Source organism: Pontiella desulfatans, from assembly GCF_900890425.1.
GTDB lineage: Bacteria > Verrucomicrobiota > Kiritimatiellia > Kiritimatiellales > Pontiellaceae > Pontiella > Pontiella desulfatans.
In genome coordinates, this window is record NZ_CAAHFG010000003.1 from 1,184,523 (window position 1) to 1,207,144 (window position 22,622).

Here is a 22,622-nt window from a genome sequence, read left to right on the forward strand (position 1 = left end):
TGTTTAGATGTTGGTATCTGTTTTAGCAGTGGTGGCCTACCTGTTCGGGGCCATTCCTTTTGGCTTGCTGGTGGCCAAATCCAGGGGCGTTGATATCCGGTCCAAGGGGAGCGGCAACATTGGCGCCACCAACGTTTTCCGGGTGGTCGGGAAAGGGTGGGGCACGTGTACGTTTGTCCTCGATGCCCTGAAGGGGTTCCTTCCGGCCTATGCGTTCCCGAAGGCCGGCGCCTGTTTGGTTGAGGGTTTTTCGGCCGAGTGGGGCGTGCTGTTCGGCCTGCTGGCCATTGTCGGCCACACCTTCCCGATCTATCTCAAATTCAAGGGCGGCAAGGGCGTTGCCACCAGTGCCGGCATGCTGCTGGGCGTTGCTCCCGTGGCGGTCGGCGTTGGTTTTGTCTGCTGGTTGGTTACGGTGCTGGTTTCGCGCTATGTATCGCTCGGCTCCATCATCGCGTCGTTCGCGGTGGGCATAACGGTCTGGGTTGATCCCCGCGAAGATAGCATCATCGTCCAGTCGGCATTGTCGTTGATGTCGGTGCTGGTTATTTGGCTGCACCGTGCCAATATCAAGCGCCTGCTCAACGGAACCGAAAACCGGTTTGGAAAAAAGAAAGAGGCCGCATCATGAAGGTAACCGTAATCGGTGACGGAGGCTGGGGGACGGCCTTGGCCATGGTACTCGACCGCAACGGGCACGAAACCACCGTCTGGGGGCCATTCCCCGACTATCTCGAAGAAATCCGCTCTTCCGGCGAAAACAAAACCTATCTTCCCGGCGTGGAGGTTCCTGCTTCCTTGAGGTGGACGTCCGACCATGCCGATGCCGTGAAGGATGCCGCGTTGGTGGTGCTGGTGGTGCCCTCGCGTTTCTACAAACCCGTCGTCGAAGCCTTCAAGCCCTTCATTCCGGCGGACGCATTGGTGGTCAGCGCCACAAAGGGGTTGGACGAAGAGACGCACGAGCGCATGAGCGAGACGGCCGAAAAGATTCTCGGCCGCCCGGTTGCCGTGCTGTCGGGGCCCAGCCACGCCGAAGAGGTCGCCCGCGGCGTCCCCTGCGCCGTGGCCATTGCCGCGAAGGACCATGCGGTGGCCGAGCAAATCCAAGACCTGTTCGTGAACGATACCTTCCGCGTCTACACCCTCGACGACGTCGTGGGCGTTGAACTCGGCGGGGCGCTCAAGAACGTCATCGCCGTGGCCGCCGGGATTTCCGACGGCATGGGCTTCGGCGACAACTCGAAGGCGGCGCTCATGACGCGCGGAATCGCCGAGATCACCCGCTTGGGCACGGCGCTGGGCGCCAAACCCGAAACCTTCTCCGGGCTCAGCGGCATCGGCGACCTGATGGTCACCTGCATGAGCCGGCACAGCCGCAACCGCGGCGTTGGCGAGCGGCTCGGCAAAGGCGAAACGCTTGAAGAGATCATGAACAGCATGAAGATGGTCGCCGAAGGCGTATGGAACTGCCAAGCCGCCAAGGAGCTCGCCGCCGAAAAAGGCGTCTCCGTTCCCATTACCGAACAGGTTAACGCCGTCGTCCACGAAGGCAAGGATCCCCGGCAGGCCGTGCTCGATCTGATGTCGCGCGCTCCCAAGCCGGAAGGCATTTAAGGGAGTCCGACCTGGATGCGGTAGAAGCCGGCGGGATCCGGCAGCGGATGGGTGAGCGAATCGACTCCGCCGCTGCCCGGGATGTCCGTCTGTCCCGCCACGTCGCCCCAGCTTCCCTCCACCAGGTTGGTGTTGGCCGAGAGGGTGTAGAGGCGGTTGCTCGACGCGTTGAAGAAGAGGGTGTGGTTGGTGATCGAAAGGATGCGGAACCAGTCGGATGGATCGGTGCCGTCGGTGTCGGCCACATATTCCGCATAGTCGCCTGCGGGATCGCCGTCCGTGTTCTCATCAACGGGGCTGGTGCCGAGCGTATCCACCTCGAAGGCGTCGGTCAGCAAGTCGTTGTCGGTGTCGGCCATGGAACTGACGAATTCATGGGCCCCGATGTCGGGCAGGGCGGTTCCGTTGTTGTCGCCATCGAGCGGGCGGGGCACCCCGTCGAAGTCGTCCGAGATTCCCGCAATGGGCAGGGCGGCATCGATGCATGGATTGTTGGTCTGCTGGAGGGGATCCTCTCCGGTGAAACAGGATATCAAGGTTCCGATGCCATTCCAATTATACTCAAACGTTCCCTTCCAGTTTCTGTAGATGATTGAGTTTGTCATGGATCCGGTGCCTTCAGAGCACACCCCGCCTGCGCTGCCGCCGAACAGGTTGATCGAATTCTCGGTAATGGTGCAGTGGTTGAGTATTCCATGGCCCAGATAGGCGCCCCCGCCCGAACTGTTCGCATAGTTGGAGAGGATCAGGCAGTTGTGGAGCGCGACCTTGCACAGGAGATACGCTCCTCCGCCAGATTGGGTGGCCGTATTTTCGGCAACGATGCAGCCGGTTATTGGATTGGCAGACACGGGTACCCCATAATTGCCGAACGTGGAGGCGATCCCTCCTCCATATAGCGCATCATTGTTCCGGATCGTGCAGTCTCGGACCTGCGACCAGTCATATCGCCCCATCGCATAGTAGAAAAACATTCCGCCCCCTTTGGTGAACGCGGCCGAGTTGGAGCTGATGGTGCAGTTATTGAGCGCGCCCTCAAAATTATAATAGACCCCGCCACCGCCCCAATCCGTCCCGATGCTGGTTGCCGTGACGGAATTTCCCGAAATGGTGCAGTTGCTCAGCGTTCCGCCGACATTACACATAACCCCGCCTCCCTTGGTGGTGGCGGAATTGCCGGAAATGACGCAGTTTTCGAGAGTTCCGCCATGATCACACAATACCCCGCCACCTTCGTTGGCGAATCCATTGACGAAGGAGAATCCGTTGATCGTTGCCAGGCCGCTAACGTAGGCGCAGCGTGAGGTGTTCGATCCATCAACGAGGGTGACATCGGGGCCGTTGATGCTGGAAAGGGTTATGTTTTTTGAGACGGTGATGGGTTGGTAGACCCCGTTGGTGACGAGCACGGTGTCGCCGGTTGCGGCGGCGTTAACGGCGTCCTGGATGGAATGGAAGGCGTTGGGCCAGCTGGTGCCGGGGCCGTCCTGCGGGCTGGATGGATCGACATGCCAGGTGCCGGCGATGGCCGTGCCTGCAGCCAGGGCGGAAAGGAACGCGACGGTTGGAACGAATTTCATAATACCCTCCTGTTGCCGGAACAGGTTCAGGATACGCCGGATTGCGGGTTTTGGCAAAGTATATACTGATTTCAACCAAGGTATTTTTGACAACCGCCGGGGGGCGCATTAGAGTGCGCCCCTTCAATTCAACCCTTTCTGGAGAGATAAAAAAATGAGAGTAAAAGCGTTTAAGGCATGGCGTCCGGCGGAAGGCAAGGCGGAGAGCGTGGCATCGGTTCCGTATGATGTGGTCGACACCAAGGGCGCGGCGGCGCTGGCCGCGGGCAATCCCGACAGCTTCCTGCACGTGGTGCGTGCGGAGATCGACCTCCCCGAGGGAACCGACGCCTACAGCGACGCGGTTTACGACCAGGCGAAAGCGAACATCGAGCGTTTTAAAAACGACGGCATCCTGATCCGCGAAGAGAAGCCTTCGATCTATCTCTACAGCCAGCAGATGGGCGATCATCTCCAGTACGGCATCGTGGCCACCTGCCATTTCGAGGACTACGAAGAGGGCAAAATCAAGATCCACGAAAAAACCCGGCGGGTGAAGGAAGAGGACCGCATCAAGTATGTGGACATCCAGAACGCCAACACCGGCCCCGTTTTCCTGGCCTACCGCGACAGCGGGAAGATCAATGCCATGGTCGATGCCGCCAAGGCAACCGAACCGCTCTACAAATTCACTGCCGTGGACGGCGTGGCGCACACCGTTTGGAAATTCGAAGATGCCACCGAGCTCGAAGCCGCGTTCGGCGAAATCCCGGCGACCTATGTGGCCGACGGCCACCATCGTTCCGCCTCTGCGGCCAAGGTTGGGGCCAAGCGCCGCGCCGCCAACCCGAACCACACCGGCGACGAACCCTACAACTATTTCCTGGCCGTCATGTTCCCGGAAAGCGAGCTGAAGATTCTCGCCTACAACCGCGTAATCCTCGCCCTGCCGGGCACGAAGGATGAATTCTTCGCGGCGTTGAACGAAAAGTTCGAGGTGGATGCCAACGGGGTTGCCGTGCCGCGCAAGGCCGGCGAAATCTGCATGTTCATCGATGGCGCGTGGAGCACGCTGACCCCGAAGACCATGCCGGGAGCCACCGACCCGGTCGCGGCGCTCGACGTGAGCATCCTGCAGAACGAAGTGCTCGCCCCGATCCTCAACATCGCCGATCCGCGCGAAAGCAACGACATCGATTTCATCGGCGGAATCAAGGGCACCGAGGAGCTGGAAAAATGGGTGAACGACGGGCGGGCCGTGATGGCGTTCTCGATGTATCCGACCTCCATGGACCAGCTGTTCGCCGTGGCCGATGCCGGCATGCTGATGCCGCCCAAGAGCACCTGGTTCGAGCCGAAGCTTCGCTCCGGCCTGCTGGTCAATACGCTGGATTAGTCCCTCTCTATTCAAATCCCATCATGTTGAACGGATCGCGTTGCTCTCTATTTTCTTTCAGAAAATTATGCTTCGCGGCGACGGATTTTTTTTACCACTGAGGACCTAGCGCGGCATAGCCGCAACCAAATTGTTTAGAACCACTGATGAACACCGAAGACACAGATTTTTTTTTACCACAGAGAACTCAGAGACACAGAGCACCCTAATCCTCTGAGCCTCAGTGTCCTCTAGCGCAGCGGGTGGTGAAAACTTGTCAGGAAAACAAGAAATTGACGGATAGTAGTACGGAGGCACAGAGGGATGGAGTTCTCTGTGTCTCGGTGCTCTCTAGCGACACGAAGTGAGGCTGGCGCGAAGCGACGGCAGCGAAGCGGCAACCGGGTGGTAAAATTTGGTTCCGGCTCTGCTGGGTTAGGTATCTAAGGTGGGGCGGGGCGTCCTCGCACCGCCGTGGACGAGTGTTCCTCTCGTCCCGACTTCTTTATGTTTGCCGAATCGTCGGCTTGTTGTTCTTTTTTTATGCCGTCTCAATTTGTACTCTCGACGCTTCTTCAGATGTGGGTGAGGTATGGTTGCGATGTGCGGGCGGAATGATCTGGGCCGGTTGGCCATGGCGTTGCTGGGAATGGCCTTGCTGGTGCCGTGTTCCCGCGCGGCGACCTTTCTGGGGCGCTCCACGGAAACACGTTCCTTGAAGGATGACGATGCTTCATATACGGTCTCATCGGCCGAGGATGAGGAAGGTGATGGCGGAAACGCCATCGACGCAGTCTCGTTTTTCCTCCCCGAAGAGGTGCCCGAAGACTGGATCCCCGGCCGCTTGCGCGCCAGTGCGGAAATCGGCTATCAGCACTGGATCCCGTCCAGCAGCAGCGGGCAATACCATGCGTCGTACGACATCGATCCGGTCACGACGACCCTGTTCGAAAGTGCGGTGCGCGTTAAAGGCTGGGTCTTCTTGGCGGACTATACCACCTCATTGTCCGATCCCGACCAAATGCGCAACCTCCTGGCGCAGGTCTCCCGGATTGATCCGGGGGTGGGGGCCTGGTGGAGCCTTTACGCGGAAACCGGTTCCGTGAAAGGTGAGGCGGAGACGGAGGACGAGTTGGGGAATCCGGTCGCATATCCGGTCGATACCGAATGGAACCGGATCGGGATAGAGCTGCGGACCTATAAGGGAACCGCCATCGGGTTGGTCTATGAAGACCTAACCCTGCCGACGATCCTCACCTTCAACAATGAGCAGGTGGCCTTTGCCATTTTCGATGACGATGCGCAGGCGCGCACGCTTTCGATCAGTTTTGGGTATGACCGCGCCCGGCACCTGCTCAATGCATTCAAGGAGGGCGGGGCGTGGGCATGGGCGTTGGAGGGCTCGGTGGGCATGGGGTGGCTCAGTTATTCCAAGGATGAGGCGCAAGGGATGGTTGAGCAACAGGGGTATGAATTCGAATCGATCGACCTGCTGTTGGCCGGCGCGGTGGATGGCCGGTTGGGGTATACCTTTTCAAAGGAGTTCCTGGATACCCAGGTGCAGTGTTTTGTTGGCGCCCGCCTGCGCGCCTCGGGCTGGATGAACCTGGCGGGGGAAAGTCCGGAGGATGATGCCGTTGGTCTGGATACAAGCTTCGGTCTCTTTACCCCCGGGGTTTTTGCCCGCCTTTCGTTCCAGTGGTAGGCGCATGCCCTCAGAACGTCTGGCCGAACATGGCGACGAGGGAAAACCCTTCGTCGCAAAAAACAAAGTCGAGTCGGCCGATGCCGGTGTTGAACATTCCGCGGATGCCGAGGCCGTAGGAGTGCTTCATGTCGGTATGGAGTGTTTCAACATTCCATCCGGGGGCCACGCGCCCCACCTCGGCCAACGCGACGAATTGCCACCAGCGGATCATGAGCGGATCGAGGAATTCGATTTCCCCAAAGGGTTGCCATTCCGGCATGACCCGGTATTCGCCGCCGTAGTAGATGGCCGCCTTGTCGTGGAAGCGGTTGGAGGGGTAGCCGCGCAAGCGCCACAGGCCGCCGAGGGTGGGGCCGGTGAAGTAGGGCGGTTTGCCGTCGTGGTCCGGTGAGGATGCGTCATACGAGGGCGAATAGGCCGACCACCACGAGAGCGCCAGGGTTTGCTGGCGGCTCCAGGAGGTGTCCCACAGCGGAATGAACCCGTCGATCTCCCCCTCAACCGAGGTCCAGCGGCGGGTGTGGTTGAGCCAGTCGAAGTCGTGCGAGATGCCGAGGTTCCATTTGTAGCCGCGGTGCGGGTTCGGCAGGTAGTCGCGGTTGTCGTGCTCGAACCCGAGTTCGAAATAGAGGGTTTCGAGCTCTTCGACGTCGGTGAAGACGTTGCGGTAGTAGGGCCTGAACAGAAGGGTCGATTTCCCGCTTTCGAGGGGGTTCCACGATTCCGCCCCGCTGGGGTTTTCCTGGAGGATGGCATTGCGCGTAACGTAGGAGTGGATGGTGTTTTCGCGGTAATGCCCCCAAGGAAGGATGTAGCGCATCTCCAGGTTGAGGGTCGCTTCGCCTGCGTTTTCCTCGATATAGTTGTCTTTGCTGGAATCGTTGGAGCCCGCCCGTTCCCCGGGGTGGCCGGGGTTGTCCACGCCTCCGTGGATCCGCATCTGGGTCTGGCGCGTAAACATGGCGTAGGGGCTGATGTAGAGCCGCCCGATGCCGGGGGCCTTGAGGTTGCTTGCGCCCAGCAGCAGGAGCCACGAGCCGTTGCTGGTGCCGTAGGCGCTGCCGTAGCTGAGGCTTTCCGGTTGCGAGTCGAAACCAACGGAACCCCCCAGTCCGAGGCCCGTGCCCAGGGTTTCCGTGGAGAAGGCATACGGGACGATGATGGTGCGGCTTTTGACGGGGCCGGTTTCGTTGCCCTCGTGGATGACATATTGCGCCCCGGTTCCAGGCGGGAGGGAAAGCGCGAGTGCGAACAGAATGCCTGACGGGAAAATTGATTTACGCATGCGGAAAGTCTATGTTCAGCGGTCTTTACGGAACAAGGGGTTATTGATGAAAAAAACGTTGTTGATGTTGATGGGTTCGGTGCTGTTGATCGCAGGTTGTTCGACGGTGCCGCTCACGGGACGCAAACAGGTGAATCTGGTTTCGGATGCGCAGTTGATTCCGCAGAGCGCGGCCAACTATAACGAGGTGGTCAAGCAGGGGCCGCTCTCGACCAATCGCCAGCAATCGGAGATGGTGCAACGTGCCGGTCGGCGCATCTCAGCGGCGGTGGAGCAATATTTCCAAGAGCGCGGCCAGTCGCAGGTGCTCGAGGGCTTCGTTTGGGAGTTCAACCTCATCGACGAGGATACGCCCAATGCCTGGTGCATGCCGGGCGGCAAGGTGGCCTTCTACACCGGCATCCTCCCGTTCACGCAGGACGAGGCCGGGATTGCCGTGGTGATGGGCCACGAGATTGCCCATGCCGTCGCGCGCCACAGCAACGAACGCATCAGCCACCAGATGCTGCAGCAGGGCGGCGGATACCTCCTTTCCATGTTCTCGCAGAAAACCGACTACCACGAAGCCATCATGCAGGCCTATGGCATTGGCAGCCAGATCGGCGCCATCCTTCCCTATTCCCGCGAGCACGAGAGCGAGGCCGACCGCATGGGCCTCGTGTTCATGGCCATGGCCGGCTACAACCCCGAGGCGGCTGTCGGGTTCTGGCAGCGCATGGGGGCTGCCGGAGGTGAAAAGCCGCCCGAGTTCCTGAGCACCCATCCCGCCGACGAAACCCGCGTCCGAAAACTGCGGGAGCACATGCCCGAGGCCTTGGCACATTATCGCCCCTGATTATTTTTCGCTCGACATGTCCAATAAAAAAGAAGCATCTACGTTTCATGTAAGTCAATCGGGTTGCACCATGATTGGGATTGGGCAAAGGCCGGGACACAAAACTCCAAAATGGAGAGAATAATCATGAAAAAATGGTTCGTATTGGCGTTGATCGCATGTGTCGCAGTGGCTGTTCAGGCCGGCGAAGGCAAGAAAAAAGATGGCGATGCCAAGCAAGGCGGCAAAGACGTAACGAAAGAACAGTTCGTTGCCCAGCAGAAGAAAATGGCTGAAAAGAAAGGCACTGAGTTCGACCAGGCCAAAGCTGAAGCCAAATTCGACAAGATGGACAAGAACAAAGACGGCAAGCTGTCCGCCGACGAAAAACCGGCTAAAAAACCGAAGAAAGAAAAAACAGAGGAATAATCCCCTCCTTTGGAACACCATCAAAGCCCCGTCGTTTTCGAACGGGGTTTTTTTTATGCCTGGTCGTCAAACGCCCCGGCATGTAGCTCGCCGGCCATGCAAGGAAACGCGGTTGTTTGCCGGTTCGTTGGCAAGGGGGGGTGTCCGGTCAATCCGCTTGACTTCGTCTGCGCGGTTAGTCCACTTTCGCCGCAAAGATCCAGGGCTTGTCGAATCATCACGGCGACCCGGCCGATCAACTGTTGGTGGCGCAAAGTGCGGTTGAAAAATGCCATTGCTCTCGACCAATTCGAACATAAAATCCTACGACGTGGAGGTGGCTTGGTGAGCCTATACAATCCAGATACAATCGCAGCCATCGCAACGCCGCCCGGCGAGGGCGGGGTGGGCATCGTCCGCATTTCCGGGCCCGACGTCTGGCGAATTGCCGACAAACTGTTCCGGCCGATGGACAAGGCGCCGGTCTCCGGCCGGGACCATGGCACCTTCGCCTACGGCAAGGTGGTCGAGGCCGGTGGCGGGGAAATCGATACCGGCCTTGCGCTCGTAATGCGCGCACCCAGAAGCTACACCTGCGAGGATGTCGTCGAGATCCAGGGCCACGGCGGAGCCGTCGGCATGCGCCGCATCCTGCGCCGCGCCCTCGAAGCCGGCGCCCGCATGGCCGAACCCGGCGAGTTCACCAAGCGCGCCTTCCTCAACGGCCGGATCGACCTGCTCCAGGCCGAAGGCATCTTCGATCTCATCCGCGCGCGCTCCGACCGCGCCGCATCCGCCGCCCTCGAACAGATGGAAGGCAAGCTCAGCCGCGAGTTCGATGCCATATACGAAGCCTTCCTTGAAGTGGCCGCCAACCTCGAAACCACCCTCGACTTTGTCGAGGACGAGCTGCCCGACGATGTCTTCTCCGGTATCGCCCGATTAATGGACACAACCTTTGTGTCCCTCGACGAACTGCTCGACACCTGGGACGAAGGCCGCCTGCTGCGCGAAGGCGCGCGCGTCGTCATCCTTGGCCGCCCGAATGCGGGCAAGTCAACCCTGCTCAACGCACTGCTCGGTTTCAACCGCGCCATTGTTTCCAGCACCGCCGGCACCACCCGCGACACCATCGAGGAAGGATTCGTCCTCGACGGCATCCCGCTCCGCATCATCGACACCGCCGGCCTGCGCGAAACCGACTGCGAAATCGAGGCCGAAGGCATTCGCCGCGCCGAAGCGCATTCCGAAGAAGCCCACCTTTCCCTCTATCTGCTCGATGCCTCCCAACCCCTGCACGAAGAAGACCGGTCGAGGTTGGAAAAGCTAGTGCCCGAACGCAGTGTCATCATCTTGAACAAGGTCGACCAAGGCCGACGCATCGCCCGACTCCCCAATCCTGAATCCCGAACCGTCGAAGCGAGTCTCATATCCGGCACGGGAATCAGCGAACTGAAGCAAGCCATGGCCGAAACCCTCGAGCAAGGGGCCGATCTGCAGGCGCCGCCGCACGCCGTCATTTCCGAGCGGCACCGCCATCTGCTGATCGAGGCTCACCTCGAGGCTAAGCAGGCGCGTGCGTTCCTCAGCGAAAACGTCGAGGAAAACGCGGTGCTGGCGGCCGAACACCTCCGCTCGGCGCTCGAGTTCCTCGGCCAGGTCACCGGACGCGCCTACCACGAAGAACTGCTCGATAACATTTTCTCCCGCTTCTGCATCGGAAAATAAGTTTGCCGGAAACCGCCCGCCGCACCGGATCGTGATTCGCCGCGAACCTCCTTCGCCAAGGCTCCGGCGGTCAAGTATCGCGCAGGGAAACGCAAGGACGGGGCGGGAATAAATTCAAGTGCGGCGGGAACGGAAAGGCCACGCCGCTTTTAAAACCGGTGCGGACGGTTTTGGTTGGCCACACAATTGAGATGCAATTGCGCGCATAGCACAAAGACCACCGCCAGGCTCTTCATCCCTATATGAACTTTACTTGAATGGTCTCACCACAGAGCACACGAAGGCACAGAGGAGCGGGAATGTTCAATTGCTCTGTGTCTCGGTGACCTCTGTGGTAAAAAAAATCTGTTTAATTGGGTATGATTCACACCAAAGCGGCTTCGCAGTAGAAAAAATGACAGAACAATTGGGACAGAATGATTTCCTTTATGCCGTAACCATGAATCATTTTGTCCTAATTATTCTGTCAAAAAAATTGCACGATTTGCTTAACCGCGAATGAACACGAATTCCCTCTGCGCCCGCACCGGAAATAGTCCTGTCGTTAATCGTCTTGTGAAAAAAATCGGGTTGGAGGGCGAGGTTCCATCCGAGCCGCCCGTGGAGGGGCGGACGCTGTCCGCCCAGGCGCACGGCGTGCGCCCCTCCAGCAAGGCATCGCAGGCGATGGGATGGCCACGCAATTGAGAAGCAATTGCGCGCATAGAACAACGACCACAGCCAGGCTCTTTATCCCTATGAACTTAACTTGAATGGTCTCACCACAGAGGACCCAGCGCGGGCACTCCGCAACCGAATTTAAACACTAAGACAGAAGTGCCTAGCGCAGCTCAGCCGCAACCAAAGATATCGCAAAATAATGGACGGCAAAATGATCTGAAATGCTTCAAGTAGATTATTTTGCCACTCATTATTTTGCAAAAAAACTCTGACGTAGTTGCTATTATCCAAAGGCTTGCGGAGAAAATCTTGCCGGAAAAACAAGTTTTGGGGAGATAGTAGTACGAAGCACAGAGGAACGGGAATGTTCAATTGCTCTGTGTCTCGGTGACCTCTGTGGTAAAAAAAACAAACCTGTTTAATTGGGTATGATTCACACCAAAGCGGCTTCGCAGTAGAAAAAATGACAGAACAATTGGGACAGAATGATTTCCTTTATGCCGTAACCATGAATCATTTTGTCCTAATTATTCTGTCAAAAAAATTGCACGATTTGCTTAACCGCGAATGAACACGAATTTCCCCTGCGTCCGCACCGGAAATAGTCCTGTTATAAATCGTCCTGTAAAATCTCTCCGTCCGCACCGAGAATCATTTTGCAAAAATCCTGCCCAGCCCGGCCATGAGCAGGCAAGAAAGCCCGCTCCACATATTGGAGGGCGAGGTTCCATCCGAGCCGCCCGCCGCACCGGATCGTTATTCGCCGCAAACCTCCTTCGCCAAGGCTCCGGCGGTCAAGTATCGCGCTGGGAAACGCAAGGACGGTGCGGGCGGATTATTTGACAGAATGATTTGGTGGCAGAATAATTTTGCGGCGCAGCCGCCCTGGAGTGCGCCGACGGCGTCGGCGCTTTCCGTTGTGCGGGCGGTTGAGGAGTCAAAAGACGGCCTGCCATGGGAGTTGAAAGCCGAAATGACGAATTAGGCGGCCTGATAATCATAAAGAGGTTCTTTGAAATAAGCCTTGGTCGAGCGCAAACTATCCTTGGGTTAAACCACTAACTAAAGGAGCAGTTATGCAAACGACCAAAGCAAATGCACTATACGCAGGTGCCGACCTGCATGGAAACAATGTTTTCCTCTCCCTTTGTGATCAGGAGGGGAACACGGTGTTCCGCAAACGCGTGAAAGCGAACCTTGCGGCCGTCAATGCTGCGCTCGACCCGTTCTGGGATCGGATCGTGGCGCTGGGCGTGGAATCGACCTTTAACTGGTACTGGTTCGTCGATGGACTTCACGAGAAAGACCGTAATGTAAAGCTGGGCAACCCGGCGAAGATGGAGCAGTACAAGGGGATCAAGATCACTAACGATCTGACGGATGCGGACTGGCTGGCCGAGCAGCTCCGGCTGGGTATCTTTCCGGAAAGCTACATCTATCCGAAGGAAACACGCCCCGTACGCGATGCATTGCGCAGAAGACAGCTGTTCGTGCGCCGTCGGACACAGGTGCTGCTGAGCTTCGGCGGCCTGCTCGAACGCTATGGCCTGGATGCTCCGGGTGCGCGCAAGTTGGAACAGTGGACATTAAAAGATATTCAGGCCACCGGACTCGACGAATTCGTTCAGCTTCAGCTCGAAACCCTGCTTGAAGCCATCCGTGAGTCGGATCGCCTGGCGAAAAAGGTCGAGCAGCAGGTGCTGGCAGTCGCAAAACCGACAAAGCAATACCGACGAGCGCAGCAGGTTCCGGGAATCGGGGTTGCGCTGGGAATGCTTGTCGCCCTTGAGAGCGGGGATTTCAGCCGCTTCAAAAGCGCGGGCGACTACGCCTCCTACTGCCGGGCGGTAAAAAGTGAATGCAGTTCGAACGGAAAAAAGAAGGGTAAAAACAACGCGAAGAACGGCAACCGTTATCTCGCATGGGCATTCGTTGAGGCCGCAACCTATGCCGCGCGCTTCAACCCGCGCATCCACGCCTGGTACGAACGTAAAAAAAGAACGAGCGGCGTGCCTAAGGCGAAAAAAGCGCTGGCCTGCAAGTTGGCCAAGGCGATGTGGCATGTAATGAACGGAAAGGATTTTGATGAAAAGCTGATGTTTGGATAAACGGGATGCCGCCGGGAACCGGAAAAGGGTCTGGTAAAACCAACGGACTGATTGGAATCCGGCGGCGTCCCAACTCTATCGTTTGAAACGCGGTTGCCCCGTTGCCAGCCCCCAAGGGTCTGGAAACCCGGAGGACCCGCAGATGCGGGACCGAAGGCAAACCACTTTGACTGAATGGGCGGTGGACGGGTACAGACGGTTTTCTGGTTCCGCAATAGCGGAATGGGGATGCGGCACAAAGCGCAGGTGGTTGCCTTCGCCGCCGGCATCCGAGATCCAGATGGGTGACTGAACAACCACGTGATGAATCACGCGGCAAACCACGCGACGAAGACCCTGATGGCAGCAAACGTTCAGCGATGGGGATTAACGCAGAACCGATCAACGAAAAGGGAAATAAGCAGGTCGTTGAGAAACGACCATGGAAGGGTATTTTGTGTTTGACCGGAACCTCTAATGGGTGACCCTTTTTCTTCTGGTTCCGCAATGGCGGAATGAGGATGCGGCACAAAGTGGAGGTGGTTGCCTTCGCCGCCGACATCCGAGATCCAGATGGGTGACTGAACAATCACGTGACGAAGACTACTGATGCAGCAAGCGTTCAGCGATGGAAAGAAATGTTGTAACCGATCAAAAAAAGTAAAACTGGCAGGCCGTTGGAAAACGGCTATGGAAGGGTATTTTTTGTTTGACCGGAACCTCTAATGGGTGACCCTTTTTCTAAAACCGGGCGTTCTGCCTAACACATCGAGATAGGAATCGAGATAGGCAGAAGACACAGCGTTCAGTTTAAGCCCGTCCAGCCCATAAACGAACTCCTGCGCACGTCGCACATGCCACTCAGCATTTCGGCCGGAGACCCCGTATTTGGCGAGCTTCTCGGCATACTTGCCCCAGAACACCTGCTCTTTGCCCGACATTTTTCTTTTCACATGCTCTTTAGCCATGCATTCTACCTATCACATAAAAAAAGGCCTGTTAAGGAAATAGATAGGCAGATGCCGTTTCTGCCTAATCAACTGTTAGGCAGGAATAAAAGAATATGACAGCAACACAATTTCTATTCAGCATAAAAGGCAGAGTCAGCAGGAAACAATATTGGCTATACTTTGTTCTCCCTATCAGTATCCCTTGGGTTTCACTAAGTACATTTCTTGCAATGAACTATCCGGAGGAATCACTTACCTTCCGTCTATTATGCATGCCCATTATTTATTGGATTGCCATTTGTGCCATGGGAAAAAGATGGCATGACAGAAATAAGTCAGCTTGGTGGATTTTAATCCTTCTGATTCCAATCATTGGAGGTTTGTGGTTCTTGGTTGAGGGAGGATTCTTAAAAGGAACTGACGGTTCAAATCGGTTTGGAGATGATCCAACTCAATAACTTGCCTAACCAGAGCCTTGACCTTACCGTGAAATCGCCCGTCGATCCGGTCAACGTTTTGCGCACGGCAGGTCAGGCTGAACGTTCGAATAAAAAATGATGGATAAAATATACAACATATTATTGGGACTATCATCCATCTTCATTTTCTTAACTGTCCGCACCCAAACGCTTACCGAAGGACACTGGAACACAACAAAGAAAATGACCCCTGTTATGCCACTCATGGCCGTTGGACTTTACCTGTTGATTATGGCCATGGTCTCAAGTGATTTAAAAAGTAGAGGTAAATTAATTGCAGGCATAATCATGACAGCCGTTTCACTTACAACTTTCATACTAACAAGATAAAAAATTCGAACCAGAAAGTGGAGCCTACTTGGACAACGCCCGTTGATTCGGTCAAAGTTGGTTTTCCCAAGCGGCTCACTTTGAACGTTCGAATGACTAAAAATGAAACAGATCAAAATCATTTCAGCGCTTTCTCCTCTTCTATGCTTGATCGGTTTCATCGTCGTAGTCCTGATTGAAAGCCAAAATGTATATTACGAAAATTATGCCGGTGAGATTGGAAAGAATATTTTCATTCCTCTCCTTATCGCATCAACAATCTGGATGATTTATGTGCACAGAAAATCCAAATGGCTTTACAGAATTCTATTACCCATTGCTATCGTCATAGGAATCTTGATCGCCTTCGTATCATTCATTATCTGGAGAGTATCAGTAGGATAAAAAACAAAAACTTCGAACCAGCACATGGACTTTACGGTGAAAACGCCAGTCGATTAAGTTGAAGTCTATGTGCACCGAAAGTCACGTGTAACGTTGGGAAAAGGAATGAAATGAAACTATTTTTGACCATAATGGCACTCTTGGTTTCGACCAAAGTATCGAGTTGTCTCTACCCGCATAATGTAACGCTAGAGAACATTCAAAACCTTCCCATAATCGCATTCTTCGATGAAATTGACGGGGAGGTTTATTGCGACCTGTACCTGCGTAACACTGATAACCTACTGGGTTTGGATGTAGTAGAAGTTTCGGTGAGGCGTGAAGCAGATGAAACGGTGTTTTTCTGCGAGCTTCACCCCGAGGAGGACGAATTCTATCGGCTCCATAAATTAATCTTCATTATCGATAAGGAAATGATCCGCCACTCATGGATCAGTATAGAGGCAAAAAGTGAAGATCTATCTCCTGAAAATGAAGTCATGCACTCGTGTCGCTTTACTTACCACGTTCCATTGAATGTTATGTATGAATACTCAAAAAACAACGATGATGATCAGAGATACCCCCTACTAATGAAGCTTAAAGAAAAATCATATATTACTAATAGGAAACAGCTTCCCAACCACCATTAAGTCCCTCTGAGTAAAGACAAAAATTCCCCTGTCTCAATCTTCGTGTTTTTCCAACTACCACTATCGATTGAACTGTCCAACCTGGTCTCAATGCGTGCCGTTTTTATTTCTACATGGGCGAGTGAAGCAAGGCTCCCTCAAACAACCGAAAAAGGGTCAGGCCGCCTAAATCGTCATTTTGGGCAAAGGAGTCCTTTGATCTTTGTGTTTGATGAACTAAGGGTCATCCAAGAGGCTCCGAATGGCGTTGGAAAAGGCTGAGAACACAAGGGTTTGATGCAAAAGAACACGAGCGGGTTTGGGGCGTGCGGTGGTTGCCCGTTCGGCGGGGCAGGCGGGCCGCCTGCGGTACGGTTGCGTTTTTCCGTTCGGCGGGGCAGGCGGGCCGCCTGCGGTACAGCCAGTGGTACGTCGGCGGTGCCCTTTCCCCGGCGGGAATGGTTTGTGCGGGAGCGGGGACATTCCTGTCCCCGGCGGGGGCAGGAAAGCCCCCGCTCCGTTGGAACCGCCCATCGTTCCTATCCATCCGGTGATTCGGGCAGAAACATTATACGGCAGAAAGATGCGGTGCTGGGAATGGGGGTGCTTGGCGTGGCGGACGTGTGGCCGGTCAGCCGCCGATGCTCCGCGAAGGGGTCAGTTTGACCATTCCCGGATCAAGGTTAATACGCGTTGCGCGGGTTGATCCAGATTTCGTCTTTGTTGCCGGAAAGCTTGGCGGCGTGGCGGGCGAGGACGAAGAGGGTGTCGGAGAGCCGGTTGAAGTAGGCCAGCAACACCGGATTCACCTCGGAGGTTTCCCGCAGCGAAACCAGGCGCCGTTCCACCTTGCGCGATGCGGCGCGGGCGACATGCAGGTGTGCCGAGGCCTTGCCGCCGGCCGGCAGGATAAAGTTGGTCAGCGGATCGAGCCCGTCTTCCACATCGTCGATCAACGCTTCCATCATCGTTATGTTTTCTTTGGTGATGATCGGCAGACGGTTATCGTGGCCCACATTGGTGACCTCGGAACCGGCAACCAGCAGCAGGCTCTGGACGTTCTTCAAAATGGAGTCGAGTTGATCGTCGTCGATATGGGCCCGGGCAACGCCGATGGCCGAGTTGCACTCGTCGATCGTTCCCTGGACCTCCATCTGCGGATCGTTTTTGGGAACGCGAGTCCCGTCGAACCGCCCGGTCTCGCCCTTGTCGCCTGTCTTCGTGAATATTTTCGGCATGTTGTTCGCCTGTTTTGTTTATTTGCTGAGGCCGGCAATGAATTTGCGCAGTACCTGTTCCGGGCATTTGCGGTAGTTGCGGTGGCCTTCCTTACGGAAGAAGGAGCCGAGTTCGGCCTTGGTCACCTTGAATTCGGCTTTCTGGAAAACCGCCAGCACGCCGTCCTCCTTGAGCTCCAGCGCAATGCGCAGCTTTTTCAGGACTTCGTTGTTGGAGAGGAATTCGAGCGGTTCGGGCACGTTGCCGGAGGGGTGGGGGCCGCGCCGGTCGATGATCAGCCCGTCCAGGAAACGGCAGAGCTGGGGGTCGGAAATTTCCACATGGCCCGGTTCGTCGTCGCGCTTGAACCAGTTGGCGACTTCGTCGGGGGTGGTTGCCCGGCCGGTGAGGGCGATGGTTTCGGCAACTTTCGCGTCGTCGATGTTGAGGGCATAGCGCAGGCGGCGCAGGGTGTCGTTGTTGGTCATGGATCGGGTTCCTTTCGAGTGGAGGGGAGTTAAGCACAAGGGCACCACGTTCACGAAGCGTATTCAGAATGGCTTTTCTTGGCGGGCGGCCTATGGGTTTTCTTTTTTTCGGCGGGCTTTGCGGATGAGGTTCATCGCCTTGAAGCTGATGAGTTTCTTGGTGTCTTCGTCCCAGAGGTGGATGTGGAGCGACTTGAAGCTTTTGCGGACGCCCATGGGTTCGATGTGTTGCAGTTTCTGGATTTCGTTGTGGCAGCGTTGCAGGTTGTAGTTGGGGATCGAGGGGTTCAGGTGGTGGATGTGGTGCAGGCCAATATTGCCGCTGAACCACTGGGCAATTTTCGGTAGCTTGTAGTAGGAACTGCCTTCGAGCGCGGCCTTGAGGGAATCGCGGACATCGTTGCGCGCCCAGTAGACCTCCTCGTATTGGTGCTGCACATAGAAGAGCCAGACGCCGAGCGTGGCCGCCAGGACGGTGATGGGAATCTGGATCGCGAGGTAGGTCTTGTAGCCGATGGTGGCGCCGCCCAGCAGCAGCAGGAGCAGCAGGGCCAGGTTGGTGATGTAGACGCTCAGCCGCCCCTTGTGCTGGATCCCCTTCTGTGAAAACCGGTGGAAGACCAGGAAGACATACGATGGACCCACGCCGAACATGAAGAGCGGGTGCCGGAAAATCCGGTAGGTGATCCGTTTGAGTTTCGGAGCCGTGATGTATTCCTCGACCGTCAGCGTCCAGATGTCACCCACGCCGCGCTTGTCCAGGTTGCCGGCGGTGGCGTGGTGGTGGATGTGCGCCTTGCCCCAGTCCCGGAACGGGGTGAACGAGAGGATGCCGGTGAGGTAGCCAACCAGCGTATTGGCCCAGTTGGACTTGAAATAGGAGGAGTGGCAGCAGTCGTGGAAAATAATGAAGATCCGGACGAGGAAGGGGCCGGCCACCAGGATCGAAAGAATCCCGATCCAATTGGGAAGATCGGTCTTGAAGGCATAGATGGCGAGGGCCCAAAGCAAGGCGTAGGGGATCAGGGTGTTGGCTATCTGCCAGGTTGCTTTTCCCCGCCCCGGTGTCGTCAGCGGAAGGATGATCTTGTTCAGCGCCTGCCGGCTGACCGGTTCATTTATGGTTTGTTCGCTCATGCTTGCAATCTCGTCGTTTCGTGATGTGCAGAAAACAAACTTCAGCAATCGCGGTGTGCTCCAAAACGGTAAAATACCCCATCCGGGCGATGTGGCGAGCCTATAATGGATGCAATTGGTGCTATATTGTTCCGGGGGGGGAGGAGTCAGGCAGGCTGGGTGCGGACAAAATTATATCCGCATTGCAAAACCTCAGCCTCCACTGCCGCGCGCAATCTGCAGGGTCTCGTTGCCCGTGGCGCACTGCGTCGCGCGGGGGAGCGCAAGCACACGCGCGATCTCTTGAATTTTCCGGGGAGTCCATACGAATCATAATTCGAGTGGATTAGAAGTTTGAAAATAGCTCCCGTTCCGCTTAACTCACGGACTTTCCATTAACCAATAACGAATAACCCACTTCCCATGTTTGAAAACCTATCCAGCTCTTTACAGAAAACCTTCAAGAACCTACGCGGCTACGGCAAGCTGACGGAGAAAAACGTCAAGGACTCGATGCGCGAGGTGCGCCTGGCGCTGCTCGAGGCCGACGTTAACTTCAAGGTGGCGCGCGACTTTGTCAAGAAGGTGCAGGAAACCTGCATGGGCGAAGAGGTGCTGGGCAGCATCACGCCCGGGCAGCTGGTGGTGAAGCGCGTCCAGGATGAACTCGAGGCGCTGTTCGGCGGGGCGCACGAGGAGTTCGACCTCACCGGCAGCCCGGCGGCGGTCATGATGATGGGCCTGCACGGTTCCGGCAAGACCACCTCGTCCGGCAAGCTGGCCATGCGCTGGAAAAAGCACGGTCGCCGCGTGCTGCTCGTCGCCTGCGATATCCGCCGCCCGGCCGCCGTCGAACAGCTGATGATTCTCGCCGGTCAGGTGGGGTGCGATGTGCTCGGCCCGGAACCGGGCGAGACGGTGCCCCAGTTGGGAAAGCGCGCCGCGCTGGCGGCAAAAGAGGGTAAATACGAGGTGGTGATCTACGATACCGGCGGCCGCTTCCAAGTGGACGAGGAGCTCGTGCAGGAACTCAAGGAGTTCGAAGCCGAAACCCGGCCCAACAACAAGGTGCTGGTGCTCGACGCGGCGATCGGCCAGGAATCGGTCAACGTGGCTGAGGCCTTCCGCGATGCGGTGGGGCTGACCGGTCTGATCCTGACCAAGCTCGACGGCGACGCGCGCGGCGGGGCCGCGCTTTCCGTCCATGCCGTCACCGGCTGCCCGATCCTCATGACCGGTTCCGGTGAAAAGATGGAGGACCTCGAGCCCTTCTATCCCGACCGCATGGCCTCGCGCATCCTCGGAATGGGCGATGTCGTGAGCTTCGTGGAGAAGGCCCAGGGCATCGTCGACCAGGAAGAGGCGATGAGGATGCAGGAAAAGCTGGCGAAGAACCAGCTAGACCTCGAGGACTTCCTTGGCCAGATCCGGCAGATGAAAAAGCTCGGCTCGATGAGCAGCCTTTTCGACATGATGCCGGGCGATGCGCTGAAGATGGATGCCAAGAAAAAAGAGGCCATCGCCAATGCGTCCGAGATCGAAATGAGGAAGTTTGAATCCATCATCCAGAGCATGACGCCCCACGAGCGGCGCAACCCGAAGACGATCGACCGCAGCCGGCGGCTGCGCATTGCGGCGGGCTGCGGGCGCAAACTGGCGGATGTCAACCAGTTGCTGAAGCGGTTTGAGCAAATGGGCAAAATGGGCAAGCAGTTCAAAAAGATGGAAAAAAGGTTGCGGCACATGAAGAAGTTCACTACAAAGTAGCCCCTTTACCCCAAATAACGGGATTTTCATACGGAGAGACAACACTATGGCAGTTAAGATTCGACTTCGCAGAATGGGCAACCGCAACGCCGCATTCTATCGTGTAATCGTTCAGGACGGGCGTGTTGCGCCGACCGGACGTTTCATCGAAACCCTCGGTTGGTACGACCCCAAGCAGGAAGGCAACAACTTCTCGCTGAACCTCGATCGCGTCAACTACTGGCTTTCCAACGGCGCACAGCCGTCCGAAACCGCAAAGAGCCTCATCAAAAAGGCCGGAGCCCTTCCGGTTGAACAAGCCGTTACCGGCGAAGTGACCGAAGAGGAAGTTCCGGTTGCCGCTGTTGAAGCGGAAGCCGATGCGGAAGAAGTGGCCGAGGAAGCTCCGGTTGCCGAAGAAGCCACCGAAGAAAAAGCCTAGGCGATGAAGCAGATTCTCGAAACCATCGCCAAATCCCTGGTCGACGCACCCAACGAAGTGCAGATCACTGAGATCGATGGCGAAAAGACCATCATCTTCGAGCTGCGTTGCAACGCCAAGGACGTCGGCAAGATTATCGGAAAGAGCGGCAAGACGGTGGGGGCCATGCGCACCATCCTCAATTCCATGGCCGCCAAGAACGGCCGCAAAGCCATGCTCGAAGTGGTCGACTAGGCGTTTCCCATATCCGGAAACAGCGAAAAAGAGCGAGCCTCACGGCCGCTCTTTTTTCTTTTTGGAAAAAATCGAACAGAAGGTCGCTAAGCGCGCAAAGGATAAAGATTCGGTTGCTTTGCGGACTTTGCGATCTTCTGTTAAATGATCAGTCATGAGTAGTGTCCTTAAAGTTGATGTGGTGACGCTCTTTCCAGGAATGCTTTCGGGGTTCCTGGAAGAGAGCATGATGAAGCGCGCCTCCAAGGCGGGCCTCGTCGAGTTCCGCATCATTAATCCGCGCGACTTCACGACCGACAAGCACAACACCACCGACGACCGCCCCTTCGGCGGCGGGCCGGGGATGGTGATGAAGTGCGAGCCGCTGTTTGCCGCCGTCGAATCGGTCAAGACCCCGGAGAGCCGAGTGCTGCTCATGACGCCCGCCGGAAAGACCTTCCGGCAGGCCGATGCCCGGCGCCTGGCCGACGACTGCAGCCACCTCATCTTTATCTGTGGCCATTACGAAGGAGTGGATGAGCGCGTCCGCGAGGCCCTGGTGGACGAGGAAATCTCCATTGGCGACTATGTCCTGACCAACGGGGCGCTTTCCGCCGCCGTGGTGATCGATGCCGTTGTCCGCTTGCTGCCCGGTGCGCTCGGGGCGGGGGAGATCGCCACCGAGGACGAATCGTTCTCGTCCGGACTGCTTGAATTCCCGCAATACACCCGGCCGCCGGAGTTCCGCGGCATGGAAGTCCCCGAAATCCTCTTCTCGGGCGACCATGGAAAAATCGCCGAATGGCGCAATGAACAGGCGTTGCAACGCACAAAAGAGCGCCGGAGCGACCTTTTGCCGGATAACACCGAAATTGGCGAAAACAACGCTTGACCGCCAAGCCGCGTTGGATATTATCTAGCGCTCTTTTAATAAATCCAGAAGCGAGAGAGTTTTATGAACACTATTGAGAAAATCAGACAGGAAAACGCCAATCAGGATCGCCATCCCGATTTCGTTATCGGCGATACCATCCGCGTCCACTACAAGATTAAAGAGGGCGGAAAAGAGCGCGTCCAGGTTTACACCGGCACGGTTATTGCCCGCAAGGGTTCCGGTATCACCGAGGCCATCACCGTTCGCCGTGTTTCCTATGGCGAAGGGGTTGAGCGTATCTTCCCGTTGAACAGCCCGAACATCGACAAGATCGAGATCGAGCGCCATGGTAAGGTTCGCCGCGCGAAGCTCTACTACCTGCGCGACCTGGCCGGTAAGAAGGCCCGCATTAAAGAACGCCGCGTCTAAGGAAGCGGCTTCGCCGCGGTCTTGCGGTCGAACGTCTGAAGGTCGGAGGTCGCTGTTGTAATGACCTTCGACTTTTGACGTTTGGACCTTTGGCCCGGAGC

At 56.6% G+C, this 22,622-nt stretch carries 23 protein-coding genes; 17 read left to right on the forward strand and 6 right to left on the reverse strand.

From position 1 onward, the window contains the following. Positions 1–7 precede the first annotated feature (7 nt). Positions 8–631, forward strand: a complete 624-nt coding sequence (plsY, locus tag E9954_RS25310; RefSeq protein WP_136082050.1) for a glycerol-3-phosphate 1-O-acyltransferase PlsY — start codon at positions 8–10, stop codon at positions 629–631. After that, a complete protein-coding gene (locus E9954_RS25315; protein ID WP_246046743.1) occupies positions 628–1,617 on the forward strand; it encodes an NAD(P)H-dependent glycerol-3-phosphate dehydrogenase in 990 nt (329 codons plus the stop codon). Before plsY ends, E9954_RS25315 begins: the two co-directional genes overlap by 4 nt. Here the strand turns inward: E9954_RS25315 and E9954_RS25320 are convergent. Continuing rightward, positions 1,614–3,197 carry a right-handed parallel beta-helix repeat-containing protein gene (locus E9954_RS25320; protein WP_136082051.1) on the reverse strand — a complete coding sequence of 528 codons (1,584 nt, stop codon included), beginning with the start codon at positions 3,195–3,197 and terminating at the stop codon, positions 1,614–1,616. The two genes, E9954_RS25315 and E9954_RS25320, sit on opposite strands and share 4 nt — an antisense overlap. A 154-nt stretch (positions 3,198–3,351) precedes the next feature. Here E9954_RS25320 and E9954_RS25325 point away from each other — a divergent pair, with 154 nt between their 5' ends. Together E9954_RS25325 and E9954_RS25330 are read left to right on the forward strand one after the other, a co-directional pair. Then, on the forward strand, positions 3,352–4,572 hold the full coding sequence (locus E9954_RS25325) for a DUF1015 domain-containing protein (protein WP_136082052.1): 1,221 nt from the start codon (positions 3,352–3,354) through the stop codon (positions 4,570–4,572). 571 nt (positions 4,573–5,143) lie between these two features. After that, entirely contained in the window at positions 5,144–6,256 is a 1,113-nt protein-coding gene (locus E9954_RS25330; protein ID WP_136082053.1) for a hypothetical protein, read from the forward strand. A gap of 10 nt (positions 6,257–6,266) precedes the next feature. Here the strand turns inward: E9954_RS25330 and E9954_RS25335 are convergent, their stop codons facing one another. Further along, the gene (locus tag E9954_RS25335) at positions 6,267–7,544 is read right to left on the reverse strand and encodes a BamA/TamA family outer membrane protein (protein ID WP_136082054.1); all 1,278 of its coding nucleotides are present in this window, start codon (positions 7,542–7,544) and stop codon (positions 6,267–6,269) included. 46 nt (positions 7,545–7,590) lie between these two features. On the opposite strand from E9954_RS25335, the gene E9954_RS25340 reads away from it, so the two are divergent. From E9954_RS25340 to E9954_RS25365, 6 genes are all read left to right on the forward strand, one after another. Then, a complete protein-coding gene (locus tag E9954_RS25340) occupies positions 7,591–8,379 on the forward strand; it encodes a M48 family metallopeptidase (protein WP_136082055.1) in 789 nt (262 codons plus the stop codon). A gap of 126 nt (positions 8,380–8,505) precedes the next feature. Next, entirely contained in the window at positions 8,506–8,787 is a 282-nt protein-coding gene (locus E9954_RS25345) for an EF-hand domain-containing protein (RefSeq protein WP_136082056.1), read from the forward strand. 324 nt (positions 8,788–9,111) lie between these two features. Further along, positions 9,112–10,494 carry a tRNA uridine-5-carboxymethylaminomethyl(34) synthesis GTPase MnmE gene (gene mnmE / locus E9954_RS25350; RefSeq protein WP_168442597.1) on the forward strand — a complete coding sequence of 461 codons (1,383 nt, stop codon included), beginning with the start codon at positions 9,112–9,114 and terminating at the stop codon, positions 10,492–10,494. Between the two features lie 498 nt (positions 10,495–10,992). Then, a complete protein-coding gene (locus tag E9954_RS25355; protein WP_136082058.1) occupies positions 10,993–11,181 on the forward strand; it encodes a hypothetical protein in 189 nt (62 codons plus the stop codon). A gap of 655 nt (positions 11,182–11,836) precedes the next feature. Continuing rightward, positions 11,837–12,139: a hypothetical protein gene (locus E9954_RS25360; protein WP_136082059.1), complete on the forward strand. Its 303-nt coding sequence runs from the start codon at positions 11,837–11,839 to the stop codon at positions 12,137–12,139. A 91-nt stretch (positions 12,140–12,230) separates the two neighbouring features. After that, positions 12,231–13,262: an IS110 family RNA-guided transposase gene (locus E9954_RS25365; RefSeq protein WP_136082060.1), complete on the forward strand. Its 1,032-nt coding sequence runs from the start codon at positions 12,231–12,233 to the stop codon at positions 13,260–13,262. A gap of 701 nt (positions 13,263–13,963) precedes the next feature. On the opposite strand, the gene E9954_RS25370 is transcribed toward E9954_RS25365, so the two are convergent. Further along, entirely contained in the window at positions 13,964–14,209 is a 246-nt protein-coding gene (locus tag E9954_RS25370) for a hypothetical protein (RefSeq protein WP_136082061.1), read from the reverse strand. Positions 14,210–14,304: 95 nt separating this feature from the next. Between E9954_RS25370 and E9954_RS25375 the strand changes: the two genes are divergently transcribed. Together E9954_RS25375 and E9954_RS25380 are read left to right on the forward strand one after the other, a co-directional pair. Beyond that, positions 14,305–14,649 carry a DUF805 domain-containing protein gene (locus E9954_RS25375; RefSeq protein WP_136082062.1) on the forward strand — a complete coding sequence of 115 codons (345 nt, stop codon included), beginning with the start codon at positions 14,305–14,307 and terminating at the stop codon, positions 14,647–14,649. Positions 14,650–15,494: 845 nt separating this feature from the next. Continuing rightward, positions 15,495–16,016: a hypothetical protein gene (locus E9954_RS25380; protein ID WP_136082063.1), complete on the forward strand. Its 522-nt coding sequence runs from the start codon at positions 15,495–15,497 to the stop codon at positions 16,014–16,016. A gap of 662 nt (positions 16,017–16,678) precedes the next feature. On the opposite strand, the gene E9954_RS25385 is transcribed toward E9954_RS25380, so the two are convergent. The 3 genes from E9954_RS25385 to E9954_RS25395 all read right to left on the reverse strand — a co-directional run bounded on the left by E9954_RS25385 (position 16,679) and on the right by E9954_RS25395 (position 18,838). Next, complete coding sequence (locus E9954_RS25385; RefSeq protein ID WP_136082064.1) at positions 16,679–17,233, reverse strand: cob(I)yrinic acid a,c-diamide adenosyltransferase; 555 nt, start codon at positions 17,231–17,233, stop codon at positions 16,679–16,681. An 18-nt stretch (positions 17,234–17,251) separates the two neighbouring features. After that, positions 17,252–17,701 carry a YehS family protein gene (locus tag E9954_RS25390; protein ID WP_136082065.1) on the reverse strand — a complete coding sequence of 150 codons (450 nt, stop codon included), beginning with the start codon at positions 17,699–17,701 and terminating at the stop codon, positions 17,252–17,254. Positions 17,702–17,791: 90 nt separating this feature from the next. Continuing rightward, entirely contained in the window at positions 17,792–18,838 is a 1,047-nt protein-coding gene (locus E9954_RS25395) for a fatty acid desaturase (protein ID WP_136082066.1), read from the reverse strand. Positions 18,839–19,240: 402 nt separating this feature from the next. Here E9954_RS25395 and ffh point away from each other — a divergent pair, with 402 nt between their 5' ends. From ffh to rplS, 5 genes are all read left to right on the forward strand, one after another. Further along, on the forward strand, positions 19,241–20,584 hold the full coding sequence (ffh, locus tag E9954_RS25400) for a signal recognition particle protein (protein WP_136082067.1): 1,344 nt from the start codon (positions 19,241–19,243) through the stop codon (positions 20,582–20,584). 46 nt (positions 20,585–20,630) lie between these two features. Further along, a complete protein-coding gene (rpsP, locus tag E9954_RS25405) occupies positions 20,631–21,005 on the forward strand; it encodes a 30S ribosomal protein S16 (RefSeq protein WP_136082068.1) in 375 nt (124 codons plus the stop codon). Positions 21,006–21,008: 3 nt separating this feature from the next. Beyond that, positions 21,009–21,239: a KH domain-containing protein gene (locus tag E9954_RS25410; RefSeq protein WP_136082069.1), complete on the forward strand. Its 231-nt coding sequence runs from the start codon at positions 21,009–21,011 to the stop codon at positions 21,237–21,239. A gap of 154 nt (positions 21,240–21,393) precedes the next feature. Beyond that, positions 21,394–22,110, forward strand: a complete 717-nt coding sequence (gene trmD, locus E9954_RS25415) for a tRNA (guanosine(37)-N1)-methyltransferase TrmD (protein WP_136082070.1) — start codon at positions 21,394–21,396, stop codon at positions 22,108–22,110. Between the two features lie 63 nt (positions 22,111–22,173). Continuing rightward, positions 22,174–22,521, forward strand: a complete 348-nt coding sequence (rplS, locus tag E9954_RS25420) for a 50S ribosomal protein L19 (protein WP_136082071.1) — start codon at positions 22,174–22,176, stop codon at positions 22,519–22,521. Positions 22,522–22,622: the final 101 nt, after the last annotated feature.

Coding starts and splice junctions, on each gene's coding strand:
- plsY (WP_136082050.1), top strand. CDS start 8: ATGTTGGTATCTGTTTTAGCAGTGGTGGCCTACCTGTTCGGGGCCATT.
- E9954_RS25315 (WP_246046743.1), top strand. CDS start 628: ATGAAGGTAACCGTAATCGGTGACGGAGGCTGGGGGACGGCCTTGGCC.
- E9954_RS25320 (WP_136082051.1), bottom strand. CDS start 3,197: ATGAAATTCGTTCCAACCGTCGCGTTCCTTTCCGCCCTGGCTGCAGGC.
- E9954_RS25325 (WP_136082052.1), top strand. CDS start 3,352: ATGAGAGTAAAAGCGTTTAAGGCATGGCGTCCGGCGGAAGGCAAGGCG.
- E9954_RS25330 (WP_136082053.1), top strand. CDS start 5,144: ATGGTTGCGATGTGCGGGCGGAATGATCTGGGCCGGTTGGCCATGGCG.
- E9954_RS25335 (WP_136082054.1), bottom strand. CDS start 7,544: ATGCGTAAATCAATTTTCCCGTCAGGCATTCTGTTCGCACTCGCGCTT.
- E9954_RS25340 (WP_136082055.1), top strand. CDS start 7,591: ATGAAAAAAACGTTGTTGATGTTGATGGGTTCGGTGCTGTTGATCGCA.
- E9954_RS25345 (WP_136082056.1), top strand. CDS start 8,506: ATGAAAAAATGGTTCGTATTGGCGTTGATCGCATGTGTCGCAGTGGCT.
- E9954_RS25355 (WP_136082058.1), top strand. CDS start 10,993: ATGAACACGAATTCCCTCTGCGCCCGCACCGGAAATAGTCCTGTCGTT.
- E9954_RS25360 (WP_136082059.1), top strand. CDS start 11,837: ATGAGCAGGCAAGAAAGCCCGCTCCACATATTGGAGGGCGAGGTTCCA.
- E9954_RS25365 (WP_136082060.1), top strand. CDS start 12,231: ATGCAAACGACCAAAGCAAATGCACTATACGCAGGTGCCGACCTGCAT.
- E9954_RS25370 (WP_136082061.1), bottom strand. CDS start 14,209: ATGGCTAAAGAGCATGTGAAAAGAAAAATGTCGGGCAAAGAGCAGGTG.
- E9954_RS25375 (WP_136082062.1), top strand. CDS start 14,305: ATGACAGCAACACAATTTCTATTCAGCATAAAAGGCAGAGTCAGCAGG.
- E9954_RS25380 (WP_136082063.1), top strand. CDS start 15,495: ATGAAACTATTTTTGACCATAATGGCACTCTTGGTTTCGACCAAAGTA.
- E9954_RS25385 (WP_136082064.1), bottom strand. CDS start 17,233: ATGCCGAAAATATTCACGAAGACAGGCGACAAGGGCGAGACCGGGCGG.
- E9954_RS25390 (WP_136082065.1), bottom strand. CDS start 17,701: ATGACCAACAACGACACCCTGCGCCGCCTGCGCTATGCCCTCAACATC.
- E9954_RS25395 (WP_136082066.1), bottom strand. CDS start 18,838: ATGAGCGAACAAACCATAAATGAACCGGTCAGCCGGCAGGCGCTGAAC.
- ffh (WP_136082067.1), top strand. CDS start 19,241: ATGTTTGAAAACCTATCCAGCTCTTTACAGAAAACCTTCAAGAACCTA.
- rpsP (WP_136082068.1), top strand. CDS start 20,631: ATGGCAGTTAAGATTCGACTTCGCAGAATGGGCAACCGCAACGCCGCA.
- E9954_RS25410 (WP_136082069.1), top strand. CDS start 21,009: ATGAAGCAGATTCTCGAAACCATCGCCAAATCCCTGGTCGACGCACCC.
- trmD (WP_136082070.1), top strand. CDS start 21,394: ATGAGTAGTGTCCTTAAAGTTGATGTGGTGACGCTCTTTCCAGGAATG.
- rplS (WP_136082071.1), top strand. CDS start 22,174: ATGAACACTATTGAGAAAATCAGACAGGAAAACGCCAATCAGGATCGC.